This is a genomic window from Streptomyces sp. AC602_WCS936, from assembly GCF_019049125.1.
Lineage (GTDB): Bacteria > Actinomycetota > Actinomycetes > Streptomycetales > Streptomycetaceae > Streptomyces.
The window spans coordinates 23,393-40,065 of record NZ_JAGMUF010000037.1; the positions used below are offsets into that span (position 1 = coordinate 23,393).

Annotated in this window: 14 protein-coding genes; 9 read left to right on the forward strand and 5 right to left on the reverse strand. The window is 73.5% G+C overall.

Features of this window, described 5'->3' with window-relative positions; translation table 11 throughout:
- Positions 1-155: 155 nt before the first annotated feature.
- On the reverse strand, positions 156-1,178 hold the full coding sequence (locus KUM03_RS14515; RefSeq protein ID WP_217248370.1) for an SGNH/GDSL hydrolase family protein: 1,023 nt from the start codon (positions 1,176-1,178) through the stop codon (positions 156-158).
- A gap of 181 nt (positions 1,179-1,359) precedes the next feature.
- Between KUM03_RS14515 and KUM03_RS14520 the strand changes: the two genes are divergently transcribed.
- Complete coding sequence (locus tag KUM03_RS14520) at positions 1,360-2,745, forward strand: cystathionine beta-synthase (RefSeq protein ID WP_217248377.1); 1,386 nt, start codon at positions 1,360-1,362, stop codon at positions 2,743-2,745.
- A gap of 325 nt (positions 2,746-3,070) precedes the next feature.
- Here the strand turns inward: KUM03_RS14520 and KUM03_RS14525 are convergent, their stop codons facing one another.
- Positions 3,071-3,496 (reverse strand): hypothetical protein, encoded by a 426-nt coding sequence (locus tag KUM03_RS14525; RefSeq protein ID WP_217248409.1) that lies wholly within the window; start codon positions 3,494-3,496, stop codon positions 3,071-3,073.
- Positions 3,497-3,678: 182 nt separating this feature from the next.
- Between KUM03_RS14525 and KUM03_RS14530 the strand changes: the two genes are divergently transcribed.
- Complete coding sequence (locus KUM03_RS14530; RefSeq protein WP_217248380.1) at positions 3,679-4,542, forward strand: MurR/RpiR family transcriptional regulator; 864 nt, start codon at positions 3,679-3,681, stop codon at positions 4,540-4,542.
- Between the two features lie 128 nt (positions 4,543-4,670).
- Positions 4,671-5,255 carry a hypothetical protein gene (locus tag KUM03_RS14535; protein WP_217248389.1) on the forward strand — a complete coding sequence of 195 codons (585 nt, stop codon included), beginning with the start codon at positions 4,671-4,673 and terminating at the stop codon, positions 5,253-5,255.
- A 173-nt stretch (positions 5,256-5,428) separates the two neighbouring features.
- On the opposite strand, the gene KUM03_RS14540 is transcribed toward KUM03_RS14535, so the two are convergent.
- Positions 5,429-6,820 carry a diaminopimelate decarboxylase gene (locus KUM03_RS14540; protein ID WP_217248391.1) on the reverse strand — a complete coding sequence of 464 codons (1,392 nt, stop codon included), beginning with the start codon at positions 6,818-6,820 and terminating at the stop codon, positions 5,429-5,431.
- A 169-nt stretch (positions 6,821-6,989) separates the two neighbouring features.
- On the opposite strand from KUM03_RS14540, the gene hutU reads away from it, so the two are divergent.
- The 4 genes from hutU to hutI are packed head-to-tail and all read left to right on the forward strand — an operon-like array spanning position 6,990 to position 12,464.
- On the forward strand, positions 6,990-8,681 hold the full coding sequence (gene hutU / locus KUM03_RS14545) for a urocanate hydratase (RefSeq protein WP_217248393.1): 1,692 nt from the start codon (positions 6,990-6,992) through the stop codon (positions 8,679-8,681).
- Positions 8,678-9,895 (forward strand): allantoate amidohydrolase, encoded by a 1,218-nt coding sequence (locus KUM03_RS14550; protein WP_217248395.1) that lies wholly within the window; start codon positions 8,678-8,680, stop codon positions 9,893-9,895. Before hutU ends, KUM03_RS14550 begins: the two co-directional genes overlap by 4 nt.
- Positions 9,892-11,247, forward strand: a complete 1,356-nt coding sequence (locus KUM03_RS14555; protein ID WP_217248397.1) for a formimidoylglutamate deiminase — start codon at positions 9,892-9,894, stop codon at positions 11,245-11,247. Before KUM03_RS14550 ends, KUM03_RS14555 begins: the two co-directional genes overlap by 4 nt.
- A gap of 41 nt (positions 11,248-11,288) precedes the next feature.
- Positions 11,289-12,464 (forward strand): imidazolonepropionase, encoded by a 1,176-nt coding sequence (gene hutI / locus KUM03_RS14560; RefSeq protein ID WP_217248399.1) that lies wholly within the window; start codon positions 11,289-11,291, stop codon positions 12,462-12,464.
- A gap of 16 nt (positions 12,465-12,480) precedes the next feature.
- Here hutI and KUM03_RS14565 read toward each other — a convergent pair whose 3' ends face one another.
- Both KUM03_RS14565 and KUM03_RS14570 read right to left on the reverse strand, forming a co-directional pair.
- Positions 12,481-14,043 carry an RICIN domain-containing protein gene (locus KUM03_RS14565; protein WP_217248401.1) on the reverse strand — a complete coding sequence of 521 codons (1,563 nt, stop codon included), beginning with the start codon at positions 14,041-14,043 and terminating at the stop codon, positions 12,481-12,483.
- 222 nt (positions 14,044-14,265) lie between these two features.
- Entirely contained in the window at positions 14,266-15,195 is a 930-nt protein-coding gene (locus KUM03_RS14570) for an RNA polymerase sigma factor SigF (protein WP_073729182.1), read from the reverse strand.
- Positions 15,196-15,435: 240 nt separating this feature from the next.
- Here KUM03_RS14570 and KUM03_RS14575 point away from each other — a divergent pair, with 240 nt between their 5' ends.
- Positions 15,436-15,813, forward strand: a complete 378-nt coding sequence (locus KUM03_RS14575) for an STAS domain-containing protein (protein ID WP_073729180.1) — start codon at positions 15,436-15,438, stop codon at positions 15,811-15,813.
- Between the two features lie 189 nt (positions 15,814-16,002).
- Positions 16,003-16,659 (forward strand): ATP-binding protein, encoded by a 657-nt coding sequence (locus KUM03_RS14580; RefSeq protein WP_217248404.1) that lies wholly within the window; start codon positions 16,003-16,005, stop codon positions 16,657-16,659.
- Positions 16,660-16,673: the final 14 nt, after the last annotated feature.

The window sequence follows — 16,673 nt, forward strand, 5'->3', positions numbered from 1 at the left end:
CGGACGTATGGCGTCGGTCACGGGTATGGACGTGTGACATGGGCCGCAACTTTCTAAGCGCTTGCTTTTGCCTCCGGCGGTTGGGCGGTGTTTGCCGAGCCGGGCTATCCGGGGGTTGCGCCCCCAGACCCCCATCGGCCTGGACGGCCTCGTCCTCAAACGCCGGACGGGCTGGAAGGCTCCGCCTCCGCCACCCTCCGGCGCCTCCGGCGCTTCAGCAGCGCCCACGGCCCCCGCGGCCCCGACGGCATCGCGGCCGCGACCTCCGTGCCGGCCTCCGACGCCGCCTCCGCCGCCGCCCGTGCCACCGGCAGGAACCCCTCGCGGCGCAGTGCGTCGGGGCGCTCCTCCTCGGCCGGCCACAGGCCGAGCGCGGCGCACACCGACGGCAGTACGGCCATCGCGGCGGTGGCGTACCCCTCGGCGGAGGGGTGGTAGTTGTCCGGTCCGAACAGCTCCCGCGGGTTCTGCGCGAACTCCGGGCCCAGCAGGTCGCCCAGCGACACCGTGCGCCCGCCCTGCTCCACGGCCCCGATCGTCTGCGCCGCCGCCAGCTGCCGCGAGGCCCGCCGCGCCAGCCAGCGCAGCGGCTGCCGCACCCGCTCGATGGTGCCCAGGTCGGGGCAGGTGCCGACCACCACCTCCGCACCGGCCGTGCGCAGCCGCCGTACCGCGCCCGACAGGTGACGGACCGAGCGGGTGGCCGGCATCCGGTGGGTGACGTCGTTCGCGCCGACCATGATCACGCAGATGTCGGGAACCATGCTCGGGTCGGCGAGCACCAGGGCCACCTGCCGGTCCAGGTCGTCCGAGCAGGCCCCCGGCAGTGCGACCGAGCCCAGCTCCACCGGCCGCTCCGCCACCGCCGCGAGCCCCGAGGCGAGCAGCGCGCCCGGCGTCTGCCCGGCCCGGCGCACGCCCTGGCCCGCGGCCGTGGAGTCGCCCAGCATCATCAGCCGCAGGGGCGGCTCACCGGCCGTCGGCAGGCCGCCGCCGTACAGTCCCCGCGCGTTCGGCACCCGGTCGGGTCCCCCGATGCCCACCCGGCGCCTGGCCAGCTGCACCTCCGCCAGCAGCAGACCGACCGTGGCCGCACCGGCCAGCCCGATGCCGCCGCCGCCGTACGCCGCGCCGGCCGCGATCCGCCGGGCCACCCGCGCCCTCGACATGCTCGTCATACGTCGCCGCCACCTCCTCCAACCCGTACACCCACTCCTTGCCCCGTACGGACGGTCGCCCAATCTCAACGGGGAGTGAACGGAGGAGTGAACGACCGTCACGGGGCACGGGCGGGCCGCCAGGCCATAGGCTGGCCGGACCGATAGACGACCACATCTTTTGCAGCATCCGGAGACCACGGTGCAATTCCACGACTCGATGATCAGCCTCGTCGGCAACACCCCGCTGGTGCGGCTCAACAGCGTGACCAAGGGCATCAGGGCCACCGTCCTGGCCAAGGTGGAGTACTTCAACCCCGGCGGCTCGGTGAAGGACCGCATCGCCCTGCGCATGATCGAGGCCGCGGAGAAGAGCGGCGAGCTGAAGCCCGGCGGCACGATCGTGGAGCCGACCAGCGGCAACACGGGCGTCGGCCTGGCGATCGTGGCCCAGCAGAAGGGCTACAAGTGCATCTTCGTCTGCCCCGACAAGGTGTCCACCGACAAGATCAACGTACTGCGCGCATACGGCGCCGAGGTCGTCGTCTGCCCCACGGCGGTCGACCCCGAGCACCCGGACTCCTACTACAACGTCTCCGACCGCCTGGTCCGCGAGACGCCGGGCGCGTGGAAGCCGGACCAGTACTCCAACCCGCACAACCCGCTCTCCCACTACCACTCGACCGGCCCCGAGCTGTGGGAGCAGACGGCGGGGAAGATCACCCACTTCGTCGCAGGCGTCGGCACCGGCGGCACCATCTCCGGCACCGGGCGGTACCTGAAGGAGGCCGGTGACGGCGCGGTGAAGGTGATCGGCGCCGACCCCGAGGGGTCCGTCTACTCCGGCGGCTCCGGACGTCCGTATCTCGTCGAGGGTGTCGGCGAGGACTTCTGGCCGACGGCGTACGACCGCGAGGTCGCCGACGAGATCGTCGCCGTCTCCGACAAGGACTCCTTCCAGATGACCCGCCGCCTCGCCAAGGAGGAGGGCCTGCTGGTGGGCGGCTCCTGCGGCATGGCGGTCGTGGCGGCGCTGGAGGTGGCGTCGAGGCTCGGCGAGGACGACGTGGTCGTCGTACTCCTCCCGGACAGCGGGCGCGGTTACCTCAGCAAGATCTTCAACGACGAGTGGATGGCCGACTACGGCTTCCTGGAGGACGCAGGCCCGAGCGCCCGCGTCGCCGACGTCCTGAACCACAAGGAGGGCGGCCACATCCCCTCCCTCGTCCACATGCACCCGGACGAAACCGTCGGCCAGGCCATCGAGGTGCTGCGCGAGTACGGCGTCTCGCAGATGCCGATCGTCAAGCCCGGCGCCGGCCACCCGGACGTGATGGCCGCCGAGGTCGTCGGCTCGGTGGTGGAGCGCGAGCTGCTGGACGCCCTGTTCACCAAGCGGGCCTCGCTGGAGGACCCGCTGGAGAAGCACGTGTCCTCCCCGCTGCCGCAGGTCGGCTCCGGCGAGCCCGTCGCCGACCTGATGTCGGTGCTCGGCGCGGCCGACGCGGCGATCGTCCTCGTCGAGGGCAAGCCGACCGGTGTGGTGAGCCGTCAGGACCTGCTGTCCTTCCTGGCCAAGGGCAAGTAGCAAAGGCAAGTGGCCAAGGCAGGTACGGACTTCGCGGAAGTGGTACGTGCGCGTCATGTCCGCGCAGCAGTCACTTAACACGGGGGCGGCAGAGTAGACGGTGTCGGCAGGGATCGGGAGCAACTCCCCGGTCCCGCCGGCGTCGTACGGCGTCACGGACCTTCCGGAGCGGCTCCCGGACCTCCAAGGACGCCACGGACGCGTCGCCGCCCGGCCGTGAGGCCCGGCACCGCGCGCGTCCACCGCGGGGACCGCCGTCGTCCCGCCCCCCAGCGATGGGGGTGCGGCGGTCCCCGCGCGGTCCTTCCTCAGAAGCCGGGGGCCTTCACTCGTCCCAGGCGTCGCCCTTGCCGGCCCAGCGGCGGCCCGAGAACAGGCCCGGATTGGTCCGCGCCACCTGGACGACGTTGACCCCGACGATGCCGGCCCAGGCGACCAGCAGTCCGGGGAGGTCGGCGACGCCGCCGCCGATCGCCGACAGCGGGACCGCGAGCACCAGCGAGACGATGCCGAAGCCGAAGCGCTCCCCGAAGGAGTCCGTCGGCCTCGGCGACCGGCTGTCGCGGGCCGTCGCCATCTGCCGCTCGGCCATCTGCCGCCGCACCCGGCGTTCGACCGCCCCGTCGATGCGCTGGTCGACCTTCTCCAGGAACGAGTCGACCAGCGCGGACTCGTACTCCTCCCCGAGCTCCCTGCGGGTCTGCAGGGTGGCGTCGAGTTCCTTCTTGAGGTCGGTGTCCCGCCCGTCCATTCCGGTCATGACACCCAAGGTAGGCAGCCGGGGCGCGGTCGGCACTGGGGTTAGCCCCCGTCTGTGGCGGGGGCGGACGGGAGGGGCGCCGCACGTCGTGCCGGCCGCAGCCTCGCTGTATAACGGTATGCAGGAATCGGGGCAGCTGAATAGGGACGAAGTAGGACGAGGGGGAGCACCTCATGAGCGGGACCAGCGGCACCGGGGGCGGCACCGACAGTCCGGCCGTGCGGTTGCAGGCGCTGTTCGAGGGGCACCGGCTGACGCCGACCCAGCGGCGCATCGCGCACAGCATGGTGCGCCGCGCCTTTGAAGTGCCCTTCCTGTCCAGCGTGGAACTGGCCGAGCTGGCCGGGGTCAGCCAGCCGTCCGTGACCCGCTTCGCCGTCGCCCTCGGCTTCGACGGCTATCCGGCCCTGCGCCGCCACCTGCGCGAGGTGGCACCCGCCGAACCGGTGGCGGACACCGGCTCCTGCAACGAGTACCAGCAGGCCGTCGAGGCCGAGATCGAGAACCTGCGCCATCTGGCGGAGGCGCTGGCCGACCCGGCGCCGGTGCGGGAGGCGGGCCGCGCCCTCGCCGCGAGCCGGCCCCTGCCGGTGCTGGGGCTGCGGGCGGCGGCGGCCCAGGCGCACGGCTTCGCCTACTTCGCCGCCAAGGTCCACGCGGACGTCCGGCTGCTGGACGAGGGCGGCACGATGCTCCACGACCGGATCGACGCCGCCGTCCGGGCGGGGGCGAGCGCCCTGCTCTGCTTCGCCCTGCCCCGCCATCCGCGCGAGGTCGTCGACGCGCTCGCCCACGCCAAGGGGGCGGGGCTGACGGTGGTGACCGTCGCCGACTCGGCCTTCGCACCGGTCGCCAAGGTGTCCGACCTGCTGCTGCCCGCCGCCGTCGGCACCGGGCTCGCCTTCGACACCGCCTGCGCGCCGATGCTGCTGGGCCGGGTGCTGCTGGAGGCCATGTGCGACGACCTGCCGGACGCCCAGGCCCGGCTGGAGGAGTTCGACGCGAAGGCGGCGGCGCGGGGGCTCTTCGTCGACTGAGTCGCGTGGGGCGGCCCGGGCGCCCAGGTGCCGCGTTCTCAGATTCGTCTCAGCTTTCCCCGTTAACCTGCGTCGCCGCACACCCTTCAGACGCATCGCAGGCAGCACAAAGGGACAGGAGGCCGGACGTGGCGCGCGGAGGACAGGGGCTGGTTCGGGTCGCCGTCGTCGTACGGGCGGGGGCGGCGCCACTGTGGTGGCTGGGCGTGTTCGCGGCGGGCATCGGGTTGCTGGTGCCGGGACTGACCGGGCGCCGGATCGGGGTCCTGGCCGGAGCCGCGCTGTTCGTCGTCGCGGTGGCCGTCGTCGCCACCGTACGCCGCAAGCGGTACACCGCCCTGGCCGGCTCGGCCGCCCGCGCGGGCAAGCACGACGTGCTCCAGGACCGCGCGGTGACCCTGCGCAACTGGCGCCGGGGCCACCGCTGGTGGCTGCTCCTCGCCTTCCTCGCCGCCCTGGGCAGCGACTTCGCCGTTCCGGCCGCCGCCGGACTGCTGATGGCCGGCTGCGGCGTGGGCCTGTGGCTGAAGTCCGCCTGGATCGGCCGCCGCGAACAGGCCGGGAACGCCCTGCTGTGGGTCCGCGTCGACTGGCTCGCCCGGGGCGGCGGACGCCCGGTGGGCAAGACGGTCAAGGCCTACCGCAGCACGGGCATCGCGGCGGGCGACGCGGCCCCCGGAGGGGCACGGCGGAAGACGGCGGCGCTGGTGTGATGCCGGGGTGCCGGTGCCGGTGCGGGTGCGGGTGCGGGTGCGGGTGCGGGTGCCGGTGTCGGTGCGGCGCTGGTGGAGGTGCGCCTACCGGGGCGGGGCGGTGCGGGTATGGGCGCGGGTGCGGGTGCGTCGTGGCTGGTCGCGCAGTTCCCCGCGCCCCTGGGGGCGTCACCTCAGCCGTGTCGTGAGCCGGGTGGGGACGTCAGCGCGTTCGCGTGTGCCCCGCCCGCCTCCGACACGATCTCCGCCACCGACTGGGCCTCCCGCACGGTCGCGAAGGCGACCGTCCCGGAACCGCCCGTCCTGAACCCGTACACCCCGGGGCGCGCCAGCGAGTTGTACGCGTAGTGGTGCGCGAAGTAGTACGCCCCCGTGTCCAGCGCCGCCGCGTAGTCCCCCTGCTCCAGCAACGGCAGCGCACGCCCCGACGCCAGCAGGTCGCCCGCGAAGCACGCCGGGCCCGCCACGTCCTGCACCACGTCCGGCCCCGCCTTCGGCAGCCCCTTGCCGTCGTACGCGGCGATCCGCAGCGGCCACGCCCCCGGCGCGTACACCGTCCGCGTGGCGACCTGCACGCCCGCGTGCGTCACCGCGACCGGCCGGCCCCCGGCGCTCTTGGCGTACTCGACGCGCGCCACCACCGTGCCGTGCTTGGCCAGCAGTGACCGCCCGAACTCGGTGACCAGCCCGTACCGCCCGTCGAACAGCCCCGGCACCGTCTCGCGCAGCACGCGCGCGTACTCGGCGTAGGTCGGGGTCGTCTCGTCCGACGCGAAGTTCACCGGCAGCCCGCCGCCGATGTCGAGCGTGTCGACCTGCCGGCGCCCGGCCCGCTCGTTGATCTCCTCGGCGAGCGCGTACGTCTCGGCCACGCCCTCGGCCATCAGCGCCAGCGGGATGCCCTGGGAACCGGTGTGCGCGTGCAGCCGGGTCAGCCACGGCCGGTCCAGGTAGGCCCGCACCACCCACTCGCGGGCGCCCTCGTCGCGCAGCGCCACCCCGAACTTCGAGGTCGCCGTCGCCGTCGACAGCGCCTCGATGGCGCCCCCGCCGACCTGCGGGTTGACCCGGATGCCGAGCGGGGAGGCGCTCGCCTCGTCGGCCATCAGGGCGTCGATGCGCGCCAGCTCCTGCGGGTTGTCCGCGTTGACCGCGATGCCCAGCGCCAGCGCTTCCCGCAGCTCGCCCCGCGTCTTGGCGGGCGAGTCCAGCACCGTCCGCTCCGGCGGCACCCCCGCCGCCCGGGCCAGGGCCAGCTCGCCCGGGCTCGCGACCTCGGTGCCGATGCCCTCCTCGTGCAGCAGCCGCACCACCGGGACCAGCGGAGTCGCCTTCACCGCGAAGGCGTGCAGCACCGGAGTCCCGGGTGCCGTCACCGCGTCGAACGCCGCCCGCAGCGCCGCCGCCGACTCGCGGATGCCCGCGACGTCCAGCAGCCCGACGATCGGGGCGTCGGGCCCCAGCAGCCCCTGCTCCACGGCCGCCCGCACCGCCTCGTCCCGCCGCGCCGCCCGCTCCGCGCCGGTGCCGCCCAGGTCTCCGCCCACGTCCGTGCCGTCGCTCACGCGATCCTCCGTTCCTTCGTGTGCCTGCTGACCAGTCCGCACATCCAGCCAAACATCCGCGACGCGCCCGCGTCGGGACACGGACGTATTGACTAGTTCTATTCACGAGGCGAGTATGTGAATATCCGCAGTAACAATCCGCCGGGAGCAAGCCACCAGGAGGCAGAACATGTCCGGACCCCGCCCTGTCCGCGCGCCACGCGGCACCACGCCGAGCGCCCTGGGCTGGCAGCAGGAGGCCGCCCTGCGGATGCTCCAGAACAACCTGGACCCGGAGGTCGCCGAGCACCCGGACAAGCTCGTCGTCTACGGCGGGACGGGGAAGGCCGCCCGCGACTGGCGCTCCTTCGACGCCATGGTGCGTACGCTCCAGACCCTCAAGCAGGACGAGACGATGCTCGTCCAGTCCGGCCGCCCGGTCGGCGTCATGCAGACCCACGAGTGGGCCCCGCGCGTCCTCATCGCCAACTCCAACCTCGTCGGCGACTGGGCCAACTGGGAGGAGTTCCGCCGCCTTGAGGCCCTCGGCCTGACCATGTACGGGCAGATGACGGCCGGCTCCTGGATCTACATCGGCACCCAGGGCATCCTCCAGGGCACCTACGAGACCTTCGCCGCCGTCGCCGCCAAGAAGTTCGGCGGCACCCTCGCCGGGACCATCACCCTCACCGCCGGCCTCGGCGGCATGGGCGGCGCGCAGCCCCTCGCCGTGACGATGAACGACGGCGTCGCCATCTGCGTCGACTGCGACCCCCGCGCCATCGACCGCCGCATCGAGCACCGCTACCTCGACGTGAAGGCCGACTCCCTCGACCACGCCCTCCAGCTGGCCACCGAGGCCCGCGACCGGCGCGAGCCGCTTTCCATCGGCGTCCTCGGCAACGCCGCCGAGCTGGTCCCGCAGCTGCTCGCCATGGGCGCCCCCATCGACATCGTCACCGACCAGACCTCGGCCCACGACCCGCTGGCCTACCTGCCCACCGGGATCGCCTTCGAGGACATGGGCGACGCCGCCGCCAAGGACCCGGCGGGCTTCACCACCCGCGCCCGCGAGTCCATGGCCCGGCACGTCGAGGCCATGGTCGGCTTCCAGGACGCCGGCGCCGAGGTCTTCGACTACGGCAACTCCATCCGGGGCGAGGCCCAGCTCGCCGGATACGACCGTGCCTTCGCCTTCCCGGGCTTCGTACCGGCGTACATCCGCCCCCTCTTCTGCGAGGGCAAGGGCCCCTTCCGCTGGGCCGCCCTGTCCGGCGACCCCGCCGACATCGCCAGGACCGACAAGGCGATCCTCGACCTCTTCCCCGAGAACGAGTCCCTCGCCCGCTGGATCAAGATGGCCGGTGAGCGCGTCCACTTCCAGGGCCTGCCCGCCCGGATCTGCTGGCTCGGCTACGGCGAGCGCGACAAGGCCGGTGAGCGGTTCAACGACATGGTCGCGAGCGGCGAGCTGGCCGCGCCGATCGTCATCGGCCGCGACCACCTCGACTGCGGCTCCGTCGCCTCCCCGTACCGCGAGACCGAGGCGATGCTCGACGGCTCCGACGCCATCGCCGACTGGCCGCTGCTGAACGCCATGGTCAACGTGGCCTCCGGCGCCTCCTGGGTCTCCCTGCACCACGGCGGCGGCGTCGGCATGGGCCGCTCCATCCACGCCGGCCAGGTCACCGTCGCCGACGGCACCGCACTCGCCGGCGAGAAGATCCGCCGCGTCCTCACCAACGACCCCGGCATGGGCGTCATCCGGCACGTCGACGCCGGCTACGACATCGCCGAGTCGGTCGCCGGGGAGCGGGGCGTGCGGGTGCCGATGCGCGAGGGCGCCGAGGCGGCCGAGGCACGCGAGGGTGACGGCGCGTGAGCTTCCACAGCATGTGGGCGGAGCTGCTGCCGGTCGGCCGCAGCTCCGCCTCCGGCGGCTACCGCCGCTACGCCTGGACCGGGGCCGACGCCGACTGCCGGGCCTGGTTCCGGCAGCAGGCCGAGGCGCGCGGACTGGCCTACGAGACCGACCGCAACGGCAACCAGTGGGCCTGGCTCGGCGACCCCGCCGCGGGCGACGCCGTCGTCACCGGCTCCCACCTGGACTCCGTGCCCGACGGCGGTGCCTTCGACGGCCCCCTCGGTGTCGTGTCCGCCTTCGCCGCCCTGGACGAACTGCGCGGGCGCGGAGCGCGGCTCACCAGGCCCCTGGGCATCGTCAACTTCGGCGACGAGGAGGGCGCCCGCTTCGGCCTCGCCTGCGTCGGCTCCCGGCTCACCGCCGGCGCCCTCACCGTCGAACAGGCCCACCGCCTCACCGACGGCGACGGCATCACGCTCCCGCAGGCCATGGAGGCCGCCGGGTACGACCCGGACGCCATCGGCCCCGATCCCGAACGGCTCGCCCGGATCGGCGCCTTCGTCGAGCTCCACGTCGAACAGGGCCGGGCCCTGGACCTGTCCGGCGACCGGATCGGCATCGCCTCCGCCATCTGGCCGCACGGACGCTGGCGCTTCGACTTCCGGGGCGAGGCCAACCACGCCGGCACCACCCGCCTCGCCGACCGCCGCGACCCCATGCTGTCCTACGCCGAGACCGTCCTCGCCGCCCGCCGCGAGGCCGAACTCGCCGGTGCCGTCGCCACCTTCGGCAAGATCGGTGTCGAACCCAACGGCGTCAACGCCATCCCGTCCCTGGTGCGCGGCTGGCTCGACTCCCGCGCCGCCGACCAGGCGACCCTGGACACCGTCGTCACCGGCATCGAGAAGGCCGCCCGCGAGTACGCCGCCGCCCACGGCGTCGACCTCGGCGTCGAGCGCGAGTCCTTCACCCCCGTCGTCGAGTTCGACCACGCCCTGCGCGACGAACTCGCCCGCATCCTGGGCCGCGACACGGAGCTGAAGGTCCCCGTCCTCGGCACGGGCGCCGGACACGACGCCGGAATCCTCTCCGGACGCATCCCGACCGCCATGCTGTTCGTGCGCAACCCCACCGGCGTCTCGCACTCCCCGGCCGAGTACGCCGCCGAGGACGACTGCGTGGCCGGGGTGAGCGCACTCGCCGACGTACTGGAAGGGCTGGCCCGCACGTGACGACCACCGCACGGACCCGGACGTACTGGCTGGAGCACGCCTGGCTCGGCACCCACGTCGAGCCGGGCGTCGCCGTGGACGTGGGCGACGACGGCCGCGTCGCCGCCGTCCGCACGGACGTCCCCGCCCCGCCCCCGGGTGCGGAGCCCCTGCGCGGGCTGACCCTGCCGGGACTGGCGAACGCCCACTCGCACGCCTTCCACCGCGCCCTGCGCGGCACCGTCCAGGTCGGCTCCGGGACCTTCTGGACCTGGCGCGAGGTCATGTACTCCGTCGCCGACCGGCTGACCCCCGAGACGTACCTCGACCTCGCCCGCGCGGTGTACGCCGAGATGGCGCTGGCCGGCATCACCACCGTCGGCGAGTTCCACTACGTCCACCACGCCCCCGGCGGCACCGCCTACGCCGACCCCAACGCGATGGGGGAGGCCCTGATCCAGGCCGCCGCCGACGCCGGCATCCGCATCACCCTCCTCGACACCTGCTACCTGTCCTCCGGCTTCGGACAGCCCCCGAACCCCCACCAGCGCCGCTTCTCCGACGGGACGGCGGACGCCTGGGCGCAACGCTGTTCAGTTCTCAAGGAACGGGATCACGCACGGATCGGGGCGGCGGTCCACTCGGTGCGGGCCGTGCCCGCCGACCAGTTGGCGACCGTGGCCCGGTGGGCCGAGGAGCGGCGGGCCCCGCTGCACGTGCACCTGTCCGAGCAGACCGCCGAGAACGACGCCTGCCGCGACGCCCACGGGTGCACACCCACCCGGCTCCTCGCCGACCACGGAGTCCTCGGCCCCCGCACCACCGGCGTCCACAACACCCACCTCACCGACGAGGACATCGCCCTGCTCGGCGGCAGCCGCACCGGCACCTGCATGTGCCCGACCACGGAACGGGACCTCGCCGACGGCATCGGCCCGGCAGCCGCCCTCCAGCGGGCGGGCTCCCCGCTCTCCCTCGGCTCCGACAGCCACGCCGTCGTCGACCTGCTGGAAGAGGCGCGCGCCATGGAGCTGAACGAGCGCCTGCGCACCCGCACCCGCGGCCACTGGACCGCCGCCGCCCTGCTGCGCGCCGCCGGCGCCGACGGCCACGCCGCCCTCGGCTGGGACGACGCCGGGACCATCGAGGCCGGGGCCCGCGCCGACCTCGCCACCATCGCCCTCGACTCGGTCAGAACAGCGGGGCCACTGCCCAGGCTCGGCGCCGAGACGGCCGTATTCGCCGCGACGGCAGCGGACGTACGGCACACGATCGTGGGCGGACGGCACGTCGTACGCGACGGGGTCCACACTCTCGTACCCGATGCGCCCCAGGCCCTCGCGCGGGCCGTGGAAGCCCTGCGCGCCCAGTAACGAACGCCCGCTCCCGCCCCCACGAGGACGTCACGGACATCATGAGCAGCAGCACCGTCATCACCAACATCGCCGCACTCGTCACCAACGACCCCTCCCTCGGTGACAACTCCCTCCTCGGACTGGTCCGGGACGCGGCCGTCGTCATCGACGGCGACCGCGTCGCGTGGACCGGTGAATCAAGCAAAGCACCCGCCACTGACAATCGCCTCGACGCCGGCGGCCGGGCCGTCCTCCCCGGCTTCGTCGACTCCCACTCCCACCTCCTCTTCGGCGGCGACCGCACCGAGGAGTTCAACGCCCGCATGTCCGGCCGCCCCTACAGCGCCGGCGGCATCCGCACCACCGTGGCCGCCACCCGCGCCGCGAGCGACCAGGAACTGGAAGCGGGCCTCACCCGCTACCTCGAAGAGGCCCTGCGCCAGGGCACCACGACCTTCGAGACCAAGTCCGGCTACGGACTGACCACCGCCGACGAGTCCCGCGCCCTGCGCGTCGCCGTCCGCCACACCGACGAGGTGACGTTCCTCGGCGCCCACATCGTCGCGCCCGAGCTGGCCGACGACCCCGCCGCCTACGTCGACCTCGTCACCGGCGAGATGCTCGACGCCTGCGCCCCGCACGCCCGCTGGATCGACGTCTTCTGCGAGAAGGGCGCCTTCGACGGCGACCAGGCCCGCGCGATCCTCACCGCCGGCAGGGCCAAGGGCCTGCACCCCCGCATCCACGCCAACCAGCTCTCCTACGGCCCCGGCGTGCAGCTCGCCGTCGAACTCGACGCCGCCAGCGCCGACCACTGCACCCACCTCACCGACGCCGACGTGGACGCCCTGGCGAACAGCGGCACGGTCGCCACCCTGCTGCCCGGCGCCGAGTTCTCCACCCGCGCCCAGTGGCCCGACGCCCGCCGCCTGCTCGACGCGGGCGCCACCGTCGCCCTGTCCACCGACTGCAACCCGGGCTCCTCCTTCACGTCCTCCGTGCCCTTCTGCATCGCCCTCGCCGTGCGGGACATGGGGATGACGCCGGACGAGGCGGTCTGGTCGGCCACCGCGGGCGGCGCCGCGGCCCTGCGCCGCGACGACGTCGGCCGCCTGACCCCCGGCGCCTACGCCGACCTGACCCTCCTCGACGCCCCGAGCCACGTCCACCTCGCCTACCGGCCGGGCGTCCCGCTGGTCCGCGGGGTGTGGCGGCGCGGCGCACGGGTCGTCTGACCCCCGCCGGAACGGATCACCGCGGGGCCCCGGCCCGCCACCGCTGGTCGGTCCGCCCGGAGGTCGCCCCGACGAGCACCACCGCATCGCCCCCGCCCGGCGTCACCGCCCGGTCGGGGGCGATGCCCGGGTGGATCACCCCGCGCGCGTCCACGGCGAACCGCAGGTTCTGGCCGTTGCGCCCGTCGACGGAGTCGCACTCCCAGATGCCGACGCCCTTGTCGACGGAGCCGCGGCTGTCCAGGCAGAAGTCGTCGTCGGCGTACGACTGGACCACCCCGCGCCCGGCATCGGCCCGCCACAGCTGAGTGGGGGAGGAGGTACAGGGCGCCGTCACGACGTCCGTGCCCTTCTCCAGGTCGCCGTCGATGTCCAGGCACCGGCCCGAGGCGACGTTCACCACCTGGGCGTACGTGCCGCCCGGCGCCCGGTACGACGGCGCGGAGGGCGTCGGCGACGGCCGCGCGGTGCGCGACGGCGTCGGACTCGCCGTAGGAGAGGGCGATTCCGAGGTGGCCGAGGGGGAGGGCGAGGGCGTGGCGGAGGCGGACGGCGTCGCGGGGACGGTGGCCGTCACCGTCACCTGCGGCGGTCCGGCCGGGGCGCGGGACGACGCGTTCGCCGCCGGACCGGACGGGGCGTCGTCCGGTGACAGCAGCAGGAAGAGCAGCGGAGCCAGGGCCACGCCCAGGGCCGCCGAGGCCAGGGCGAAGCGGCGGGAGGGCGGCCAGGTCCCGGGCAGCGCGAGCGGGGCACCGGCGCCCGGCGCCTCCGGCTCCCGCGCCGCGTACGCCGTACCCGCCCACGGCAGCAGGCCCTCGGCCAGGGCGGTGCGGGGGGAGTCGCGCAGGGTGCGCTGCTCCTCGTGGGCCGCCGTGCAGTGCGGACAGTGCGTCATGTGCGCGTGCAGATCCGGGCTGTCCCGGGGGCTGTCGGGCCGTACCGACTCCTCGATGAGGCGCCGGAAGTCCACGCAGCGGGGATCGTCGGAGGCCGCCAGCCGGGACCGCAGGCAGGCTCGCGCCAGTGACTGGAGCGCGGGGGCCGTGCCGTACGTGACGTCCTGGCCGCCGAGGCCGAGCAGCGCGGCGGTGCGGTCGGTGGGCTCGCGCTCCACCACGTCGTACCAGAGCAGGCCCTGAGCGCGGGACGGCAGCGAACGAAAGGCCGTGAGCAGGGGCGGGACCGGGCAGCCGGAACCCCCGGTGTGCAGGACGAGGAGCAGGCCCGGGTCCAGTCCGGCGGAGCGCTCGTCGGCCGCCCACTCGGCCGCGACCTCCCCGGTGAGGAGCAGCAGACGGTGCCGCCACGGCCCGCCCGTGTCGGTGCCGCGGACCGCCTGTCGGGCCGCCAGGGTGAAGGCCCGGGCGGCCAGTTGCCGCGCCGCCGAATCCCCGGCCGCGCACAGGCGCGCGTAGGCGAGGACCGGCGGCTGGTGCCGCGCGCGGAGTTCCCGGAGCGCCGGGTAGGCGGTGGGCGTGTCGGCGTGGAGCAGTTCGGTCAGCCGCGCGTCGGAAGCGCCGGCGTACGTCTCCTCCCCGGCCCGGTCACCGCTGTCGGTCCTGTCGCCCCGCGCCATCCGTCCGCCTCCTCGCACCACGTCGCACCACCGCGCCGGTGCTGACGTACCGGCCAGTTTGGAGGGTGCTCATAGTGGTGGAACGAGGCCCGGGAGGAAAGAGGTGTCCCCGGGTAACAGGCGGTGGTTCCGGGCCGCGAGCCGGATGTGCGGGGGCAACCCGAAGGGGGGCGGCCCGAACTCGGACCGCCCCCCTGGAGGGCAAGCGTCACCCGGTGAGGACTACTCCTCGACCGTGAGCCCCTTGCGCAGCTTCACGAGGGTCCGCGACAGCAGACGCGAGACGTGCATCTGGGAGATGCCGAGCTCCTCGCCGATCTCCGACTGGGTCATGCCCGCGACGAAGCGGAGGGAGAGGATCTTCCGGTCCCGGGAGGGGAGTTCGGCGATCAGCGGCTTCAGCGACTCGACGTACTCGATGCCCTCGAGCCCGTGGTCCTCGTAACCGATCCGGTCGGCCAGCGCGCCCTCGGCGTCGTCCTCCTCCGGCTGGGCGTCCAGCGAGGAGGCGGTGTAGGCGTTGGAGGCGGCCATGCCCTCGACGACCTCGTCCTTGGACAGGCCGAGGTGCTCGGCCAGCTCCGTCACCGTGGGGGCGCGGTCGAGGCGCTGGGCCAGCTCGTCGCCAGCCTTGGCCAGGTCGAGGCGCAGCTCCTGGAGGCGGCGCGGGACGCGCACGGACCACGAGGTGTCACGGAAGAAGCGCTTGATCTCGCCGATGATGGTCGGCATCGCGAACGTGGGGAACTCCACACCACGCGACAGCTCGAAGCGGTCGATCGCCTTGATCAGGCCGATCGTGCCGACCTGGATGATGTCCTCCATCGGCTCGCTGCGCGAGCGGAAGCGGGAGGCGGCGAACTTGACCAGCGCGAGGTTGAGCTCGACGAGCGTGTTGCGTACGTACGCGTACTCGTGGGTGCCTTCCTCCAGCGACTCCAGCCGCTCGAAGAGGGTCCTGGACAGGGCCCGGGCGTCCGCCGGAGCGACCTCGTCGTACGCGGGGATGTCCGGAAGCCCGGCGAGTGCGTCGTCGTCGGGTGCGACGACCGCGTCGTGGTGCTCGATGGGATCCAGATGTTCCGGAGGGAGTGTCGACGTCGCTTCTTGGGTACGCGATCCGTCGAGCCGGGGTGACATGATGTCCTCCATCGTTCTCGGCATACGGCTGCCGAAGCCAGTTACGTGCACTGCGGTGTGCGGCGCCTCCAAAGCCGGCCGTGTCGGTTTACGTGTCTTACTAGCCCTACCGGGTTTACCGAGCCCACCGCAAGTGTGTTCTGTGTGGGTATGTCCGTTTGTGTGCGGTTGTTCGGGTGTCGGAGTGCGGTGGGAAGGCGTAGTGTTCGAGGGCGTCAGCAAGCAGTCACGACCTCGGGAGAGAGAAACGGCATGGACCGCGGGACGGTCGGCAGTGCCCAGTCGGGCCGGCTTCTGGTCGAAGTACGGGAAGAGGGCCCCAGTGCCGTCGTGACACCGGCGGGTGAGTTGGATCACCACACCGCCGATCTGTTGCGCGAGCCGCTGGAGGACTGTCTCGCCAAGGGATTCAACCGGCTCGTCGTCGACTGCTCGCGCCTGGAGTTCTGCGACTCCACGGGACTCAACGTCCTGCTCGGCGCGCGGTTGAAGGCGGAGGCCGCGGGGGGCGGTGTGCATCTGGTGGCCATGCAGCCGGTGGTGGCTCGCGTGTTCGAGATCACGGGGGCCGAAGCGGTCTTCACCCTCCATGACACGCTTGAGGCCGCGCTGGCCGACCAGTCCGGCTGAGCTGCTCCTTGTCCGGCCGACGGCGGGTTCCGCGCGCTCTCTGGGGCGGGCGTTCCGACCTCGTCCCGAGTTCCGTGCCGAATACAGGGGTGTTCGGACGGTCCGGTCGGGCAGGAGACTCCCTGAACTGACTGTGTACGACGTACGACTTTGAAACGTGAACTGGTGAATCGGTGAGGTGAAGCGCTGATGAGCACCACCCGGCCCTATTCGCCGGGCGACCGCGGTCCGGAGCCCAGCGGCGCTTCCGGGGCGTCCGAGGGGGGCGTGCCCGGGTCCGGGGAGTCCGAGGGGGGCGTGTCCGCGGGGCACGCCGCCGTGATCGGTGCGTCCGGGGCGCCTCCGGCGCCGTCTTCCCCGTCCATGGGCGCGTCTGCGGGGGCCTCGGCCGGGGCGTCCGCGGGTGCCTCGGCGGGTGCCTCCGCGGGTGGCGGTGGGCGGCAGGTACGCAGGCTGAGCTTCGACGAGCAGAGCGGGGTCGTGCCGCTCGCGCGTGACTTCACCCGGCAGGCGCTGCACGCCTGGGGTTGGCTGCCGTCTGCCACCGCGGACCAGCGGGCCGCCGCCGAGGACGTACTGCTCGTGGTGTCCGAGCTGGTCACCAACGCGTGCCTGCACGCCGAGGGACCGGACGAGCTGTGGATCACCTGCGAGAAGAAGGTGATCCGGCTGGAGGTCTCCGACCGGGGGACCGGACAGCCCGCGCCGCGTACGCCGCACCGGGCCGGGCGTCCCGGTGGGCACGGGATGTTCATCGTGCAGCGGCTGTGCCTGGACTGGGGTGTGGTGCGGACGCCGGGGGTCGCGGGGAAGCGGGTGTGGGCGGAGCTGGGGGCGCCGGGGTAGGGGCGGGCCTTTCT

Excerpts from the sequence above, each read along its gene's own strand:
- KUM03_RS14515 (WP_217248370.1), bottom strand. The coding sequence starts at position 1,178 with ATGACGAGCATGTCGAGGGCGCGGGTGGCCCGGCGGATCGCGGCCGGC.
- KUM03_RS14525 (WP_217248409.1), bottom strand. The coding sequence starts at position 3,496 with ATGGACGGGCGGGACACCGACCTCAAGAAGGAACTCGACGCCACCCTG.
- KUM03_RS14530 (WP_217248380.1), top strand. The coding sequence starts at position 3,679 with ATGAGCGGGACCAGCGGCACCGGGGGCGGCACCGACAGTCCGGCCGTG.
- hutU (WP_217248393.1), top strand. The coding sequence starts at position 6,990 with ATGTCCGGACCCCGCCCTGTCCGCGCGCCACGCGGCACCACGCCGAGC.
- hutI (WP_217248399.1), top strand. The coding sequence starts at position 11,289 with ATGAGCAGCAGCACCGTCATCACCAACATCGCCGCACTCGTCACCAAC.
- KUM03_RS14565 (WP_217248401.1), bottom strand. The coding sequence starts at position 14,043 with ATGGCGCGGGGCGACAGGACCGACAGCGGTGACCGGGCCGGGGAGGAG.
- KUM03_RS14570 (WP_073729182.1), bottom strand. The coding sequence starts at position 15,195 with ATGGAGGACATCATGTCACCCCGGCTCGACGGATCGCGTACCCAAGAA.
- KUM03_RS14575 (WP_073729180.1), top strand. The coding sequence starts at position 15,436 with ATGGACCGCGGGACGGTCGGCAGTGCCCAGTCGGGCCGGCTTCTGGTC.
- KUM03_RS14580 (WP_217248404.1), top strand. The coding sequence starts at position 16,003 with ATGAGCACCACCCGGCCCTATTCGCCGGGCGACCGCGGTCCGGAGCCC.